This window comes from Roseibium album, from assembly GCF_001404515.1.
Lineage (GTDB): Bacteria > Pseudomonadota > Alphaproteobacteria > Rhizobiales > Stappiaceae > Roseibium > Roseibium album.
The window spans coordinates 1-17367 of sequence record NZ_CXWE01000014.1; the positions used below are offsets into that span (position 1 = coordinate 1).

General features: G+C 54.5%; 14 protein-coding genes and 1 pseudogene. 4 read left to right on the plus strand and 11 right to left on the minus strand.

Annotated elements, in window-relative coordinates:
• Positions 1-176 precede the first annotated feature (176 nt).
• The 7 genes from LA5095_RS32205 to urtA all read right to left on the minus strand — a co-directional run bounded on the left by LA5095_RS32205 (position 177) and on the right by urtA (position 6912).
• A complete protein-coding gene (locus LA5095_RS32205) occupies positions 177-551 on the minus strand; it encodes an FmdB family zinc ribbon protein (RefSeq protein ID WP_082443005.1) in 375 nt (124 codons plus the stop codon).
• 84 nt (positions 552-635) lie between these two features.
• Positions 636-1865: a formamidase gene (gene fmdA / locus LA5095_RS29665; RefSeq protein ID WP_055391588.1), complete on the minus strand. Its 1230-nt coding sequence runs from the start codon at positions 1863-1865 to the stop codon at positions 636-638.
• 55 nt (positions 1866-1920) lie between these two features.
• A complete protein-coding gene (gene urtE / locus LA5095_RS29670; protein ID WP_055391589.1) occupies positions 1921-2610 on the minus strand; it encodes an urea ABC transporter ATP-binding subunit UrtE in 690 nt (229 codons plus the stop codon).
• A gap of 9 nt (positions 2611-2619) precedes the next feature.
• Entirely contained in the window at positions 2620-3375 is a 756-nt protein-coding gene (urtD, locus tag LA5095_RS29675; protein ID WP_055391590.1) for an urea ABC transporter ATP-binding protein UrtD, read from the minus strand.
• 9 nt (positions 3376-3384) lie between these two features.
• The gene (gene urtC / locus LA5095_RS29680; RefSeq protein WP_055391591.1) at positions 3385-4551 is read right to left on the minus strand and encodes an urea ABC transporter permease subunit UrtC; all 1167 of its coding nucleotides are present in this window, start codon (positions 4549-4551) and stop codon (positions 3385-3387) included.
• Between the two features lie 10 nt (positions 4552-4561).
• Positions 4562-5488: an urea ABC transporter permease subunit UrtB gene (gene urtB / locus LA5095_RS29685; RefSeq protein WP_055391592.1), complete on the minus strand. Its 927-nt coding sequence runs from the start codon at positions 5486-5488 to the stop codon at positions 4562-4564.
• A gap of 170 nt (positions 5489-5658) precedes the next feature.
• Entirely contained in the window at positions 5659-6912 is a 1254-nt protein-coding gene (gene urtA, locus LA5095_RS29690; protein WP_055391593.1) for an urea ABC transporter substrate-binding protein, read from the minus strand.
• 445 nt (positions 6913-7357) lie between these two features.
• Here urtA and LA5095_RS29695 point away from each other — a divergent pair, with 445 nt between their 5' ends.
• From LA5095_RS29695 to LA5095_RS29705, 3 genes and pseudogenes are all read left to right on the plus strand, one after another.
• A complete protein-coding gene (locus LA5095_RS29695; RefSeq protein ID WP_055391594.1) occupies positions 7358-10771 on the plus strand; it encodes a hybrid sensor histidine kinase/response regulator in 3414 nt (1137 codons plus the stop codon).
• Positions 10758-11687 (plus strand): response regulator transcription factor, encoded by a 930-nt coding sequence (locus tag LA5095_RS29700; protein ID WP_082443007.1) that lies wholly within the window; start codon positions 10758-10760, stop codon positions 11685-11687. Before LA5095_RS29695 ends, LA5095_RS29700 begins: the two co-directional genes overlap by 14 nt.
• Before the next feature lie 601 nt (positions 11688-12288).
• A pseudogene (locus LA5095_RS29705) lies at positions 12289-13035 on the plus strand (transposase); the annotation flags it as partial.
• Between the two features lie 149 nt (positions 13036-13184).
• Here LA5095_RS29705 and LA5095_RS29710 read toward each other — a convergent pair.
• The 3 genes from LA5095_RS29710 to LA5095_RS29720 all read right to left on the minus strand — a co-directional run bounded on the left by LA5095_RS29710 (position 13185) and on the right by LA5095_RS29720 (position 15626).
• The gene (locus LA5095_RS29710; protein WP_055404508.1) at positions 13185-14003 is read right to left on the minus strand and encodes a GNAT family N-acetyltransferase; all 819 of its coding nucleotides are present in this window, start codon (positions 14001-14003) and stop codon (positions 13185-13187) included.
• A gap of 222 nt (positions 14004-14225) precedes the next feature.
• Positions 14226-15056 carry an alpha/beta fold hydrolase gene (locus tag LA5095_RS29715; protein WP_055391651.1) on the minus strand — a complete coding sequence of 277 codons (831 nt, stop codon included), beginning with the start codon at positions 15054-15056 and terminating at the stop codon, positions 14226-14228.
• Between the two features lie 162 nt (positions 15057-15218).
• Positions 15219-15626, minus strand: a complete 408-nt coding sequence (locus LA5095_RS29720) for a RidA family protein (protein ID WP_055391597.1) — start codon at positions 15624-15626, stop codon at positions 15219-15221.
• Between the two features lie 115 nt (positions 15627-15741).
• Here LA5095_RS29720 and LA5095_RS29725 point away from each other — a divergent pair, with 115 nt between their 5' ends.
• Positions 15742-16635 (plus strand): LysR family transcriptional regulator, encoded by an 894-nt coding sequence (locus LA5095_RS29725; RefSeq protein ID WP_199485862.1) that lies wholly within the window; start codon positions 15742-15744, stop codon positions 16633-16635.
• Here the strand turns inward: LA5095_RS29725 and LA5095_RS29730 are convergent.
• Positions 16632-17249 carry a TetR/AcrR family transcriptional regulator gene (locus tag LA5095_RS29730; RefSeq protein WP_199485863.1) on the minus strand — a complete coding sequence of 206 codons (618 nt, stop codon included), beginning with the start codon at positions 17247-17249 and terminating at the stop codon, positions 16632-16634. The genes LA5095_RS29725 and LA5095_RS29730 overlap by 4 nt on opposite strands.
• Positions 17250-17367: the final 118 nt, after the last annotated feature.

Genomic DNA, 17367 nt, shown 5'->3' on the forward strand with positions numbered 1-17367 from the left:
CAGAGCCTCCACTAGATTAGGCCGCCGATCTGCTCAAAACCTCTGACGACGGACAGTTCAATCTGGATTTGCGCTTCTTTAAGGCTGTAGAAGGCGGGGAAAGGATGTTCGAGGTAAGCTTGTCGGGCGTCTGCAGTGAGTGCTGTCGTTTCAAGTCGGATGCACCGCAACTTGGATTAGTGGCTGATCATCCAAGGGCGTTTTGATGGAAATGTCTTGCTGCCGTCCGCCTGGTATACCGCACTTGAGCGAAAATTTCCTTTTGATCCAGAACAGCAAGAACAGCCGGCCGGATGACGCTTTCTTGTCTCCCGGTTAACATCCTCACGTTCCTGTTTTGTCGAAAAATTCGGGTTGTGCCGCGAGGTTTCGTTACGTTGATGTGCCTGCCTGTCGCTTGTTGATAGTCCTGACATGTTGGGAGCCTGCAGGATTGCGCGCGGGGCTACGGCCTTGCAGGCCGGGCAACTGATTGGAGCATCATGCTCAGACATGGGACGGCGAGCTGAGATCGGCCCACAGGTTGCGCAAAGATAGTCATAAACGGGCATGGGTTCGTCCTGAACAAACTGATCGCTTGAAGGACCGGAGCAAGCCGGACGACTTGCTCCGGTTTGGTGATGTTGTGACAATCGTCAAAGGTCCGGTGCAAGCGGAACGTCGACCGAACCGTCAAGATACTTGGATGGTCCATCCGCGCCGGGCATCATGTCAAATTCGAAGACATCTGTTGGCAGCCAAAGCGTTGCGCAGGCGTTCGGAATGTCGACGACACCCGAAATATGGCCCTGAACGGGCGCGGTGCCCAGAATTGCGTAAGCCTGGGCGCCGGTGTAGCCGAATTTTTTCATATACTCGATCGCGTTAAGACATGCCATGCGATATGCGATATGGACGTCGAGGTAGTGCTGTGTCCCTGCTTCATCCACCGAGATGCCTTCGAAAATCAAATAGTCATCATATTTCGGCGTAATCGGCGACGGCTTGAAAATCGGATTCTTGACACCGTATTTCGCAACACCGTCCTTGATCAGACTAACGCGGATGTGCAGCCAGCCCGCCATTTCAATAGCGCCACAAAAGGTAATCTCACCATCACCCTGGCTGAAATGAAGATCACCCATCGAAAGACCGGCGCCATCGACATAGACAGGGAAGTAGATCTTTGAGCCACGCGACAGATCCTTGATGTCGCAATTGCCGCCGTGTTCGCGTGGCGGAACGGTACGGGCAGCTTCTGCCGCTGCGGCTTGCTTTGCCTCTCCCTTCAACTGGCCCATATGAGCTGACTGGGTGTTCGGCAGTGCCGCCAGCGCAGGAACGCGGTCAGGATCGGTGTCGAAAAGTGCCTTTTCGCGTGTGTTCCACATGTCCAACATCGATCGATCCGGCAGGCAACCGATCAAACCGGGATGAATAAGGCCCGCATATCTCACGCCAGGTACGTGGCGCGAGCGAGTGAACATGCCTTCTATGTCCCAGATCGATTTCTGCGCCTCCGGAAAGTGTTCAGTCAGAAAACCACCGCCGTTTTGCTTCGAAAAGAAGCCATTGAAGCCCCAGAGCATTTCTTCCTTGGCACCGATGTCCAGAATATCGACCACAAGAAGATCGCCAGGCTCCGCACCCTTTACGCCGATCGGGCCGGAAAGATAATGAACCTGTTCGAGTTCGACATCACGCACGTCTGCGGCGTCGTCGTCATTCTTGATCTGACCTCCCGTCCAGTCGTAGGTCTCAATCCTGAAGTCGTCGCCCGGTTCCACCCAGACCGCAATCGGAATGTCCGGATGCCAGCGATTGTGAACCTTTTCATTTGTATGCGGCGACTCGCTCAAGTCCACCGAGATCAATGTATCTGCCATTGGGCTACTCCTCATTAATGCGTGTGGTATGGGTTTTGTTGATCGTGTATTGGGATCAAACCGACAGGAACGCGGCGACCTTTTCCTCGTCGACGCTTTCTCGCGGCTCATCGTGCACAAGCCGCCCGTTCTCAAGAACGAGCACGCGGTCAGCGACGTCGAGGGCGAAGGACAGAACCTGCTCCGATACGACGATGGAGAGCTCGCGTTCATCGCGGATACGCTTCAGAACGCGGGCCATTTCGCGGATAATCGACGGTTGGATGCCTTCGGTCGGTTCATCGAGCAGCAGCACCTTCGGATTGGTTGCGAGTGCTCGTGCAATGGCGAGCTGTTGTTGCTGTCCCCCTGAGAGGTTGCCGCCACGACGGCTCTTCATGTCGAGCAGCACGGGAAACAACTCGTATATGTCTCCAGGAACTTTGCGTCTGCCGCTGAGGGACAGGCCGGTCTCGATGTTTTCCTGCACGGTCATCGTTGGGAAAATCAATCGACCCTGCGGCACATAAGCGATGCCGTTTGCCACGCGCTCGTAGCTCTTCATCGTCGTGACATCGACACCGTCGACGGCTGCTGCGCCATCCTTGGTCGGAACGATCCCCATCAAGGATTTCATGAGCGTTGTCTTGCCCATGCCATTGCGTCCCATGATGGCGATAATTTCGCCAGGGGCGACTGTGAAGTCGAGGCCATGCAGAACTTCGCTCTGGCCGTAGGCGACGTGGTAGTGCGCAACATTCAGCATTGGAGCCTCCTAGTGGCCGAGATAGACGTCGATGACATTCGGGTCTGCTTGCACCTTGGCCATGGAACCTTCAGAAAGGATCTTTCCCTGGTGTAGAACGGTAACTCGGTGGGCGATGTCTTCGACGAACTTCATGTCGTGCTCAACCACCATCACGGAGCGGCCTTTGGTGATCTCGTTCAAAAGCTTCGCGGTCTGCTTGCGCTCCGAAACGCTCATTCCGGCGACCGGCTCGTCCAGCATTAGAAGCTCAGGGTCCTGGATCAGCAGCATGCCGATCTCCAGCCACTGTTTTTGACCGTGGCTGAGAAGAGCCGCTTGCTTGTCGAGAAGCTCGTTGAGGAAGACCATTTCGGCGATTTCATGAACACGGATCTTTACGTCCTGGTCTCTCTGAAATGTCAGTGCACCCCAGACGCTTCGTCCCCGCGGGAAAGAGAGTTCTAGGTTCTCGAAAACCGTCAAATCTTCATAAATGGACGGATTCTGGAACTTGCGGCCGACCCCTTCGCGAACAATCTCGTGTTCGCGCATACTGGTCAGTTCCTTGTTACGGAATTTGATCGAGCCGTCTGTTGATCTGGTTCTACCGCATATGAGGTCGAGCACAGTGGTTTTGCCGGCCCCGTTCGGGCCGATGATCACATGGATCTCGTTCTCGTCGACGTAAAGGTTGAGATCGTCAACTGCTTTGAAGCCATCGAAGGAGACCGTAAGATTTTCAATCGACAGCAGAAAATCGGTGTTGTTGTTGAGCGTATTCACTTGTACCTCCTATTCTGCAGCTTTTGCAGTCGTTTCGGCACCAAAGCCTGAGGATGGGGGAGGAGCAGCGTCGGTGCGGCTGTTGCGCTTGCCGGCAGAAACGACGCGGTCCACGAGAGGTGCAAGGTAGGACTGGTAGAGACCCGACAAACCATTCGGAAACACCAGCACCACGGCGATGAACAACCCGCCGAGACCGAAGAGCCAAAGTTCCGGGAATGTCTCGGAAAAGGTCGTCTTGGCCCAGTTGACAAGCAATGTCCCGTAGACGGCCCCCAAGATGGACAACCGGCCGCCGACGGCACAGAAAATCACCATTTCGATCGATGGAACGATGCCGACGAAGGACGGTGACATGAAACCGACCTGAAGCGTGAACATCGCTCCGCCAATTGCCGAAAAAACCGCTGCGAAACAGAAGACGAAGATCTTTATGTTGGAAACGTCATAGCCGGAAAAGCGGACGCGATCCTCCTGATCGCGAACTGCCACGAGCAATCGGCCGAGTTTACTCTTGAGCACGATCTGACTGAGCAACAGGACGCCGACCAGCAGAGCACCGTTGACATAGTAGAGGATATACTTCGCGTCATCTGTGCGGATGTCCCACCCCTTGAGTGTTCTGAGGTCGGTAATCCCGTTTACGCCGCCCGTATAGCCTTGTTGACCGATAATCAGGATGGTCAGGATTGCAGCGATCGCCTGGGTGATGATGGCGAAATAGACGCCGCCAACACGCCGTTTGAACATCGCCGCGCCGATGATGAAGGCGAAGACGGCAGGCACAACGATGATTGCAAGCAGCGTGAAAGTCAGGCTGTTAAAGGGCTCCCAGAACCAGGGCAACGCCGTGATCTGGTTCCAGTCCATGAAGTCGGGAATGCCCGGCGTCGACTGGATAGCCGTCGCCTCGGGCGTCGAGGACTCCAGCTTCAGGTACATGGCCATGCAGTAGCCACCTAGTCCGAAGAATACTCCCTGGCCAAGGCTCAAAATTCCGCACTTGCCCCAGCACAATACAAGGCCCACTGCCACAAATGCATATGTGAGATATTTGCCGAACAAGTTCAGCCGAAAGATGTCCATTGCGAGCGGCATAACAATGAAGAGAAGTGCCGAAACGACAAGGATGCCTAGTAGCTCTTGCCGGGACATGAAGGACTTGTTGCTTGTCATCAGAACCTCCTCAGCGACGGATTTTGAGTGAAAACAAACCCTGAGGGCGCAACATCAAGATGCCGACGACAGTCAGGAGGGTCAGGACTTTTGCCATTGAGCCTGACAAGAAAAACTCCATTGTCGACTGCGCTTGGCTGATAGCGAAGGAAGAGGCGATGGTTCCAACCAGGCTGGCGGCTCCACCGAAAACAACAATGAGGAAGGTGTCGACAATGTAGAGCTGGCCGGCTGTTGGTCCTGTGGACCCGATCATTGTGAACGCGCTTCCCGCAATTCCCGCGATGCCGCAACCGAGTGCAAATGTGTTTCGATCAACCTTTTCGGTATTGATACCGACAGCACCCGCCATGACCCGGTTTTGGACAACCGCACGGGTTTGCATGCCCATCCGCGAGCGGAATAAAATGAAATAGACGGCGATGGCGATGACGAAGGTCAGGACCATGACAAAGATGCCGTTGATGGGAATTTCGATAATGTCAGTCAGCGGCACGGAACCAAGCAACCAGTTCGGCAGCGTCACTCCCACCTCGCGTGCGCCAAAGATCGACCGGTAAGCCTGTTGAAGAATGAGGCTCAGGCCCCATGTCGCCAGCAAAGTGTCGAGCGGTCGTTTGTACAAGTGCCGTATGAGCGACCATTCAACGAGCGCACCGAGCGTTCCGGCAGCCAGAAATGCCAGTGCCATGGCGAAGAAGAAATAGATACCAAAGAGGGCTGGAAGGTAGGCTTCAAAAAAATTGGAGCACAAATAGGTAACGTACGCGCCCAGAATCATGAACTCGCCGTGCGCCATGTTGATCACGCCCATCTGTCCGAAAATGATCGCAAGCCCCAGGGCCATCAACACGAATACGGAAAAGAGGATTAGCCCGGCAAATCCCTGCATGGCGAAAATGGACCCGAGTTCTGTCCAGGTATAGTCGGCGAACATTGCGCACGTCTCCATGTTCCGGGGCAACGCGTTAGGCGAAGCTCCCTAAGGATTTGGTGAAGGAAAATGACTGATGCGGCGCTGCGTGTGCTGCTTTCACGCAGCGCCGGTTCGGATTGCTTGTCTAGCCGACAGGCACTCCAGTTCCTCGGGAGAAGCCTGATCGAGGCTTACTGATAGCCTTCCGGGAATGGATCCGGTTCCATCAGCTCAGCTGTCTCGTACACCAGCTCGTATTGACCGTCGGGTTTTGCCAAACCTATCCGCGTCTTGGACCACAAATGATGGTTCTCGTGAACTCGGACATAACCTTCAGGTGCAGTCGTCAGCTCAATGCCAGGCGACGCGAGGCGGACTTTGTCAATGTCGAAACTGCCGGCTTTTTCAACAGCAGCCTTCCAGAGCCAAGGACCAAGATAGGCGGCCTGTGTGACATCGCCGATGACGATATCGTCGCCCCACATTTCCTTGAATGACTTGACGAATTCCATGTTGTTTTCATTGTCGAGCGACTGGAAATATTTCATCGCGGCGTAAGCGCCTTCGATGTTCTCACCACCAATGCCTCGAATTTCGTCCTCGGTCACGGAAATGGTCAGAAGCAGCGGCTTTTCCTTCGTCATGTCGATGCCCGCAGCCTTGAGCTGTTTGTAAAAGGCGACGTTGGAACCGCCGACGACAATCGCGTAGATGACATCGGGCTTTTTGAGCTTGATCTTGTTGATCACCGAATTGAATTGGGTGTGGCCAAGGGGATAATACTCCTCACCGACGACCTTGTGACCGAGTTTTTCAATGTGTTTGCGCGCAATCTTGTTGGATGTCCGCGGCCAGATGTAATCAGAGCCCAGCAGATAGAAGCTTTTGGCACCTTTTTCCTTCGCTACCCAGTCAATCCCGGCGATGATTTGCTGCGTGGCTTCCTGGCCCGTGTAGATAACATTCGGCGATTGCTCGAGACCTTCGTAAAACGTCGGATAATAAAGCATACCGTTATACTGCTCGAAGACTGGCAATACTGCTTTGCGCGAGGCCGAAGTCCAGCAGCCGAATACTGCTGCGACCTTATCATTCACCAGCAATTTCTTGGCTTTTTCTGCGAATGTCGGCCAATCTGAAGCGCCGTCTTCCTGTGTGTATTCTATTTTTCGTCCCAATACGCCGCCCATGGCGTTGATCTGCTCAATTGCCAACTTTTCAGCCTGCACCGATCCCGTTTCGGAGATTGCCATTGTGCCTGTCACGGAATGGAGAATGCCTACCGTGACCGTGTCATCAGTGACGGCAAGTCCTGTGGTATTCACTTCGTCAGCGAATGTGGGGGCGATGGAACTGCTCGCAGCAAGTATTGCCGCAGCCGCCGTCCCGGCAAGGAGTGACCGCCGGGACAACCGGCTTTGAATAACGTCTTTCACGCGTCGCATACTTGGACCCCTGTCTGGTTTGAAGTTGTAGCAGGGCTCCCTCGAGCGCCGCTGCATGGCCTAAATCTCTCCGAAAATTGTGCAGTGCCGCAATGCGTCAGTTGCTGTGGGTCAATTGACTGATTCCCTGATCTGTAAATTCATGTCAGAGTATTTGATTGCCTAGTAGCGTGATAAAATGGAGTATTCTAAAATGAACAAATAAAATACTGTTTTAGATCATGTTTAGTTTTGCCGCTTTCAGGAAAATATTTCAAAATTATAGAACGTAAAAAATATAATTGCCAAAACAGGCATGAAAATTGCAAAAATAAACGGAATACAAAGATATTTGTTTACGTGAGAGCATTTGTTGCTGCGAGATTGAGCGAGGAAGTGCGATCATAAGGTTGCAATGCACAAAATCTGAGCGACAAATTGAACGGCGACAGCAAGGCGGGGGTATATGGCAGGTTATCAACGAGTTGTCCGCTCGCGCAGAACGTATAACCAATGGGTCGCAAACCAGACCTTGGAAGACTATGCCCTGCGCTTTACGGCAAAGAGCGCCAGACGCTGGTCACCCATATGGGTTGCGAACACGGCACTCGGTGCCATTTCGTTTCTCGCTCTCGAGGCGATTGGAGCTGCGATTACATATAACTATGGGTTCTCCAACGCAGTCCCCGCCATACTGTTCGTCGGCTTACTCATTTTCGTGACCGGATTGCCGATATCCTACTATGCAGTAAAGTACGGAGTAGACATTGACCTGCTGACCCGGGGTGCAGGATTTGGGTACATAGGTTCAACTGTTACTTCGCTGATCTATGCAAGCTTTACTTTCATTTTTTTCGCGTTGGAAGCGGCGATCATGGCAACGGCACTCGAGCTGTTCCTGGGGATCCCGCTCAATATCGGTTACCTGATCTGTTCATTGATCGTTATCCCGATGGTGATTTACGGGATCACGCTGATCAGCCGTCTGCAGGTCTATACGCAACCTCTTTGGATCATTCTCCAACTGGTTCCATTTGCGTTCCTGGCATGGCAGGGGGTGGCACCCATTGAGGACTGGCAGCGTTTTTCGGGCCGGTTTGGCAATGAGGATGGCCAGTTCGAGCTCTTCTATTTCGGCGCTGCCAGCGCCGTGCTGTTTTCACTGATCGCCCAGATTGGAGAACAGGTCGACTTCCTTCGATTTCTGCCTCGGCAAAGACAGGGACGTCGTGCCAGTTGGTGGTTCGCGCTTCTAGCGGCGGGTCCAGGCTGGATTGTCGTCGGTATATTCAAATTGCTGATGGGGTCGTTTCTTGTCGTTGTCGCGCTTCAGAGCGGTCTCGAGCCAGACAAGGCCGTTGAACCGACACACATGTATCTGGTCGCCTTCAGCAAGGTAACCACACCCGAAGTCGCGATTGCTCTGACCGGTATTTTTGTTGTCGTGTGTCAGATCAAGATCAACGTCACCAACTCCTATGCCGGTTCGATTGCCTGGTCCAATTTCTTTTCCCGGTTGACACACAGTCACCCGGGCCGGGTTGTCTGGCTCGTTTTCAATGTCGTCATCGCTCTTACTCTGATGGAACTGGGGGTCTACAAGGCCCTCGAGCGGACACTGGGGCTTTATTCGATTGTCGCCGTGGCCTGGATCGGTGCACTGTTCGCCGATCTTGTGATCAACAAGCCCCTGGGCTTGAGCCCGCCTTACATAGAATTCAAGCGAGCCCATCTCTACGATATCAATCCCGTTGGGCTTGGTTCGATGACCGCGGCCAGCGTTATCGCATTTGTTGCCTACTCCGGCTTTTTCGGCCAGACGGCACATGCGCTCGCAAGCTATATCGCTCTGTTCACTGCAATCTTGTTGGCGCCGTTTATCGCCTACGTGACCAAAGGGCGTTTTTACATCGCCCGGGAAGCTGTGGAATTGGTTTCGAAAACCGGCGAGAAGAAGCAGAAGATCCAGTGTTGCATCTGTGAACACACGTTTGAGCACGAGGATATGACTCATTGCCCCGTTTACACGGGTCCAATCTGCTCCCTGTGTTGCTCTTTGGATGCCCGATGTGACGACGATTGTAAGGAAAATGCCCGATGGGGCGACCAGATTTCCTCGTTGCTGCATGCCATGCTGCCTTCCCAGACCGCCGCATGGCTCGGGTCGCGTGTGGGTATTTATCTTGGGGTCATGCTGATCTCAACGGCCTTGCTTGGCGGGATCCTCTATCTCGTTTTTGTGGAAGCGGGGACGCAACCGACATTGGATGGGAAGCAAGGCGTCGCGAGAGCCTTGACCCAGGTATTCTTTATATTGTTGCTGATCTCCGGGGTCATGGCATGGCTTTTCGTTCTGGTTCATGAAAGCCGAAAGTTCGCCAATGAAGAGACCCGGCGTCAGACCGGCCTGTTGATGAAAGAGATCCGGGCGCACAAGCGAACCGACTCCAAACTTCAGAAAGCCAAGGAAGCGGCCGAAGCAGCCAATCAGGCCAAGAGCAGATACGTGGTGGGAATCAGTCACGAATTGCGCTCTCCTCTCAACGCGATCGCGGGCTATGCGCAGCTGTTGCGCAAAGACCCTACGATCCCTGCGCATCGCCGGGATGCGGTCAAAGTCATTCAGCACTCCGCCGACCATCTGGCCGGTCTGATTGAAGGGTTGCTCGACATTTCAAAGATCGAGGCAGGTCACCTGACCATTTATCGGGAACGCTTTAACCTGCATGAGTTTCTCACCCAGATCGTTGACATGTTTCGATTGCAAACCGATGCGAAGGCGCTGAAATTCGCGTTCCTGCCCGCCGATAATCTGCCGCGATTTGTCTTTGGTGACGAAAAGAGGTTACGACAAGTTCTGATAAACCTTTTGTCCAACGCAATAAAATCGACGGAACGCGGGAGCGTAAGCCTTGTTGTGAACTATCACAGCCAGGTCGCCGAATTTTCGATCGTGGATACTGGTATAGGCATTGCCGAGGAAAATATTGATCGCATCTTCAACCCGTTCGAACGGATCGAAGAAGAAGGCAGTGCAAGCGTGCCTGGAACCGGCCTCGGTTTGACGATTACCAAGCTGTTGAGCGAAATCATGGGTGGCGACATTCAGGTCCAGAGCGAAAAAGGAGTGGGCAGTACTTTTAAGGTGCGCATTCTTTTGAGCGCAGCCAATGCTCCCAGGGAAGCCGTGCAGGACGAAAAGCGCGTCAGCGGCTATGAAGGCGCGATCCAGACCGTGATGGTCGTTGACGATGACGCGGCTCAACGGTCTCTTATTCAAGACTTCTTAAATCCGCTTGGTTTCAAGGTTCTGACTGCTGCCAGCGGCCAAGCCTGTCTGGAAAATGTCGAGACTGAAAGACCGAACGTATTTCTCCTAGATATCAGCATGCCAGGCATGAGCGGTTGGGAACTCGCAAGAATGTTGCGTGAAAACGGTCACAGCGATGCGGTGATCATCATGATATCCGCAAATGCGGACGAGAGCGGTCGCGATCCCCTGCATAGGATTTTTCATGATGACTATCTGGTGAAACCCATCCGATTGCAGGATCTCCAGGACAAGCTTCAACAAGGCCTGAAGCTCGTCTGGCGGACGACGCCGTCCAAGGAGCGCGCACAGTTACATTTCCCGACTTTGGCTTCCGGGCAAGTATTCCGTGAAAACGCCCTACCTTCCATAGAAAGCCTGGAAATGCTGAAACAACTGAGCAGCCTCGGATACGTTCGCGGCATTCGCGCCAAACTTGACGACATAGAGGCACATGAACCGAATGCAGCAGACTTTGTTGACCATATGCGCCGATTGATCCGCGAATTCGACCTCACTCAATATGACAAGGTACTGGAAGGGCTTGGACATGATCATGAATGCTCCTAGTCCAAGTGAAACCGTTCTTGTAGTTGACGATGCTCCTGCGTCCCTGGGCATGCTGACCAGTGCATTGGAAGAGGCCGGTTACACAGTGCTGGTGGCTCAGGATGGCCGGAAGGCGATCGACATCGCCACCAAAGTGACGCCAAGCGCAATATTGATGGACGCTGTCATGCCGGAACTCGATGGTTTCGAGACCAGCAAGCAGATAAAGCGGCACGAAGCGCTTCGCGACGTGCCGGTACTCTTTATGACCGGACTAAGTCAGACAGAACATATTGTGCGAGGATTGGAATCTGGCGGAGTAGACTACATTACAAAGCCGGTAGATCCGGAAGAACTGATTGCAAGACTGCGTGTTCACATTGCGAATGCGCGAAATTCACACAGTGCGCATGTGGCACTTGATGCATCCGGGCGTTTCTTGGTTTCAGTCGATCTTTCTGGAGCGATCTGTTGGGCAACCACGCAAGCCATGGCTCTAATCGACGACAGTTGGCGTCAAGGCGAGGTCCCCTCTGGTCAATTGACACAAGACACAGTCGAATGGCTGCGAAATTACCTCATCGAAGCAGGCAGGGGTGCGCATGTCTCCAATGATGTCGTGACCACCATGGGCGGTACAAAACTGCGTTTCAGTTATGCCGGGCAAATCAGTTCCGGCGAACATCTCCTGCGGGTTGCAGAAATGGTCGACGGCCGGCCCTCCGACATCTTGAGAAAGTCATTTGACCTGACCGAGCGTGAGGCCGAGGTCCTGATGTGGATCGCAAACGGAAAGTCCAACAAGGAAATTGCGGCGATACTTGAGATGAGCCCGCGAACGGTGAACAAGCATCTTGATCGGATATTTGGGAAACTTGGCGTGGAAAATCGGACTTCTGCCGCCGTCATCTCGTTAAAGCGTCTTCTGGAGAGTTGAGTTCCTTGCGCGCGACAACTGCTCGAGACCGCTGATGCGTTGAAGACAAGTGATCGCTTTGGCCGTCATCAATTCGTTTCCATTCGGGCGGCAAGCGTTTGTTTGTTGCGATTTGTTGCGTTGTCTGCGCAAGGCCGATGCTTGCGCCACCGGCTGGCATTTCTTGCGGATACCGAATTTCGAAAATGGATGGAATGCTTCTACGGTTAAATTGACGGTGATTGACGCGATTGTTCCGCAAGGGCTGATAGAGTTGAAGTTGCGATGAATCACCCGGGAAGATCTGAACACGACCTTCCAACTCCAGGGCAATGAACCGGAAATTTATGAGAAGGTCATGGTGCCGCTCTGGTTAGGTCGTTGATCTTCTTCGCATTTCAGTCCGACGTGTTCCTGACCAGTCGCAATCTCAATAACCTGCTGATCCAATCCAAAGTGACAGGGATCATTGCACTCGGTTTGGTTTTCGTTCTGCTCACCGCAGAAATTGATCTTTCAGTCGCGGCGATCCCCGGAGCCGCAGCGGTATTCATGGCCAAGATGGTTGTGGATACCGATCTACCGATTCCCCCCTGCCATCCTCCTCGGTGTGGGAATCGGTTTGCTGATCCGTATGCTGCTGGTCGGTTACACGATGGGGATCCGCTCCGAGCGTCGGCTGTGCGACGAAGTCCATCTCAATCTTGGCCTACCGCCGGTTTTGCCGCCTTGATCTGCGCGATCCAATACCGGACCACTCGACTTTCTCGAAGAACCGCCACGGACGGTTCCGGGACAGTGATCTGTTGCGGCATGTCTTTGAAACGGTCGTGGCCCGTTGCATTGAGGAAGGGTTGGTCAGTGGGCAACGACTTGCGGCCGATGCCAGTCTGATCCAGGCAGATGCCAACCGGCAGAATTCCATACCGCAAGCGGACTGGGAGCCTGACAAGATTGATCCTGCCGATGCACCGCGTGCAGTGCGGGAATATCTGGAAACGCTGGATGATGAAGCCTTCGGCGCAGCCAGTCCGGTGGGGCCTAAGTTTACCTCTCATTCCGACCCGGCAACCCAGTGGACCGGCGCACGCGGCGGCCCTGCTTACTTCGTTTATTCCGCAAACTATCTGATCGATACCGATCATTCGATCATTTTGGATGTCGAAGCCACGCGCTCAATCCGGCAAGCCGAACTCGGCGCGGTGCGCACCATGATAGACCGGTGGACGACAGGTTTGATCTGACACCCGAGCGCCTGATCGCTGAACCCGCCGATGGTGCTGGCCACATGCTCGATTGGTTGGAGCGTCAACGCGGGATCGCCCCGCATATCCCGGTTATCGACAAGTCCGCGCGCAACGACGGGACCTCGCCACCGGAACTCAAATGTTCCTTCAAACATGCGAAACACGGGGGTTTTTCAACGGAATTGGCTCGAAGCAGGCTTTCGCTGCAGATGGAACCAACAGCAACAACGCGGACAAATCCGTCGTTCAGTAATCACAAAAATCAAGCCGTTCAGCTGCCCTTCATCATGCCCCATGCATCGCGAGACATTCGATAGCTTGCCCAAGCGGGGTTTAATAATCCCAGTCGCAAGTCATCAACCACCTGAGCCTGAACATCTTCGGATCGCGAAAGTGCTTCGGGTAGCGCTGAAATAAGTTGCGCTACTGCAGTTTCAGGCTCAAGCAAGTCTTCTGCCGCAAGTTGCCCGATCCGTATCGAACATTGCCGGAGAGTCTCGTTGAACTCATCATTTTGGAGCCTTGACGCCCGCCAAAGATCAAAGTCCAGGACCTCCAGCATCCGCTGCTCACCAAATGTATCCCTGAGAGTATGTCGTTCGGCTGGCACGAAACCCAAACGGCGTTGAACTGCATCGCTCGCCGGATTCAGTTTGGGCCAGACACGTGTGTAGATCGCTTCTACGTCAGATTTCTCAAACACTTGTTGGCAAAGCAAGATCGAGGAATCGCCCGAAACGCCATTTCCCCAGTATGCTCGAGCGATTGCAACAAAGGTCGCAACTGAATTTTTTGGAAGTCCCGGTGCGACAAACACACCGCGTATTCCGACAAACTGATTGTCATTGGCTGCGTCGCGGATGGTCCAAAGACCAGTGTACACCGGATTGCCAGAATTGTTTTTCCCGTCAGCTGCAAGATTGTCAATCCATGCGTCCGTCGCAGCCAATGCACCTTCGGGCGACGATACATTGTGGACAAGGGTTTTGGCTACTTCGACGTCTCCAAATATGTGCTCAGCAACCTCCAATCGGTCCTCTGCCAAGCTGGGTCGGATGAGAAATCCTGAACGATGGAGACTGGCTTCCAACTGTTTTCCCCTTTCCAGACCAGTCTGTTGCAAATCAAACTCATGGGTCAAGTTCGAGGAGCAAGAACACCAACAACGGGAGTCCGCTTCGAACTCGAAGCAGGCTTAATGCTGCAATCCGCACAAGGGCTGCACTGCGGACGGAATGCCCCTTCGCTGCGGCTGCGCCAACGGCTGCCTTTGCTCTGCTGCGGAAGAAAGGTCCTCCGCAGCAAATCGAAATCAGGCATTGATAAACGCCAGCAGATCGGCATTAACAAGGTCGGGATGCGTAGCAAAGAAACCGTGTGACAGACCTTCGTAGGTCTTCAGCGTCCCGTTTTTCAGCAACTTGACCGCCTTGTGTGCTGAGTTGGCAATCGGCACAACCTGGTCATATTCGCCGTGCATGACCAGAACAGGCACATCGATTGCTTTGAGGTCCTCTGTCTGATCAGTCTCAGAGAAAACCTCGATACACTGATAATGCGCAGACGCGCTGCCCATCATGCCCTGGCGCCACCAGTTCTGGATCTGGCCCTGACTGACTTCGGCACCGTCGTGGTTGAAGCCAAAGAAGGGACCGGACGACACATCGAGGTAAAATTGCGCACGGTTTGCGATCAGGGCTGACTGGAAGCCGTCGAACACCTCCATCTGAACGCCATCAGGATTGGCGTCCGTTTTCAGCATCAAGGGCGGGATGGCCCCAAGCAAAGCGGCCTTGGCCACCCGTCCCGCTTCGGCGCGCGCTACGTATCTGGCAGCTTCGCCGCCGCCAGTGGAATGGCCGATATGAACCGCATTTCGCAGGTCCAGTTCCTGGATAAGTTCGGCCACATCGGCGGCATAGGTATCCATGTCATGGCCGATATCCGTCTGGTTAGAGCGGCCATGCCCGCGTCGATCATGGGCGATGACGCGGTAGCCCTCGGAGACAAAGAACAGCATCTGGTTGTCCCAGTCATCACTGCTCAGCGGCCAGCCATGGTGGAAAAAGATGGGTTGAGCGTCCTTCGGACCCCAGTCCTTGTAGAAGATTTCAGTGCCGTCGGTTGTTGTGAAGGTCGACATTTCTAGAACTCCTTTGATTTCACGTTGTGTTTGTGCGCACGCGACCGTCGACAGAAAGGTTGCTGTGGAAGCGACTGCACCGGTCAGCAGCACCTCTCGTCGGGTTGGTTCAGGTTAGTTTTGGGTAGGTTTAGCCATCTTGGTGCCTTTCATGAGCTTCGGTCAGGCAGCGACCTGCACCACCATTTCCACCTCTATTTGCAAGTCGGGACCGGCCAGTGCGGCAACGCCGATGCCGGTGAGGCTTGGCTGTGCGCCACGCAGAAAGCGCATGATCTCGGTCATCGCGATCTCTTGCGTCTCGGGCCGTAGGTCGGTCACGTAGATACGCATCTGAACAATGTCGTCCGGCGATGCTTGCAGTGCATCCAGCGCCCCTTGCAGGTTTGCGACCACGACTGCGGTCTGCTCTGCCAGAGATGCGGGCGCGGGCGTCCCATCGGCACTCCAGGCTACTTGGCCAGACACGAACGCCAGAGGCGCAGGATGTGTGATGGAAATCTGGGAATACCCGACATTACCTGCATCAGGCAGGGCGGGCGGGTTCATACGATCAATTGAAGCGGACATGTGTTTCTCCTGTTTTGGCTGTCATGCCCAAAGACATAGATCTGCAGCAGAGCGAACAGGGTTCGCCTCAGTAGCGATCCGTGTGCTACACTTTGGGTCAATGACTGGATCGAAGGTGAACGATATCCTTGTCTTTCTCTCGGTGGTCGAAACCGGGAGTTTCGTTGCTGGCGGCAAGGCATTTGGCCTGACGCGTTCAACTGCAGGGAAAGCGGTCGCCAGACTGGAGGACAGCTATGGGGTCCGGCTGCTGAACCGCACCACGCGCGCGCTCGATCTTACCGAGGAGGGCCGTAGCCTTTATGAGCATGGACAGGCCGTCCGGGCGGCCATCGAGGCCGCCGATGAAAGTGTCGCGGGCAATCCCACCACGCCGCGCGGCACGCTGCGGATCACTGCGCCAGATGGCCTTGGACGTCGCTTGTTGCTTCCAACTGTCTACCGCTACCTGGAGCATTGGCCACAAACGCAAATCGAGATCAGCTTCTCTGACCGCGTCGACAACGTTGTTGAAACCGGCTTCGACCTTTCGATCCGCATTGCGGTGAGTTCGCCCGAACAGGGTTTCGTCGTCCGGACGCTCTTGAGAAGCGAGACGCTGTTTTGTGCCGCTCCGTCCTATTTCGAGACGCGCGAAAGGCCATTGAACGCAGAACAACTGAGCCGCCACGACCTTCTACAGTTTGCAAGCGGACATGAGCGGCAAAGCTGGATATTGCACGAGGAGGACGAGACGGCGTTCCGCGTCCAGGGACGCGTTCGCCTGAGGTGCGACAGCGGCGAAGCCCTTCGAGAAGCGGCACTGGCAGGGCGCGGTATCGCGCTGCTGACGCGGATCATGGTGGGCCAGGACATCGCGGAAGGCCGCCTCGAACATGTTCTGCCGCGCGTGAAGTTCGGCGCGGTTCCTATCGTCGCCCTCTTTCCACACAAGCGTCTTCTCGACGCGCGGGTCCGCCGTTTCATTGACATGCTGAGCGAAGATCTGCGCAAACAAGACGCTGATTAGGGTGCTGACCCATTGTATCGCAGCCCCTGAATCAACAGATCGACCATGCGGCGAATGTGGGCTGCCCCATCCGCGCCAGACGCAACAGAAAGGTTCCCGATGGCGCGAAGCAAGTCGTAGGGCTCAACGTCACCACCGATGTCTCCCGCATCCGCGGCTTGATTGAGCAACGCGGCGAGGGCGGGTTCAAAATTCTCGCGAAAGTAATCCGGCAGCGTCGCAAAGGCCGGGTCACCGGAATGCAGGGCGGACGCGAGCCCCTTCTTCGTCGCGATGAACTGCGTATAGCGATGCAGCCACAAGGACAGAGCGTCGCACGGGGGATGCGTGTTGGCGAGGGTGGTCGCTTCGGCCACGCAAGCGTCAACCTCGCGGCGAAAGACGCCGGCGATCAAATCTGACCGCGTTGGAAAGTTGCGATAGACGGTGCCGATTCCCACGCCTGCCCTCTCGGCAACTTCGCGAACCGGAGCATCAACACCGGATGTCGCAAATACCTTCTTGGCAGCCTCCAATAGGGCGTCTGTGCTGCGCTGTGCATCGGCGCGCACCCTTTTTTCCTTTGTCATCGCGGGCTTTGCGCCATCGGCTGGAATTGTTGTTTCGTCGCTCAATGAATCCTCCAAGAACAATCAAACGGAACGCTGATCCGTTAAATATTGACAATCGGAACATCGTTCCGTATCTGTATACGGAGCGTCGTTCCGTTTATTTACTTCAACACGACGCACT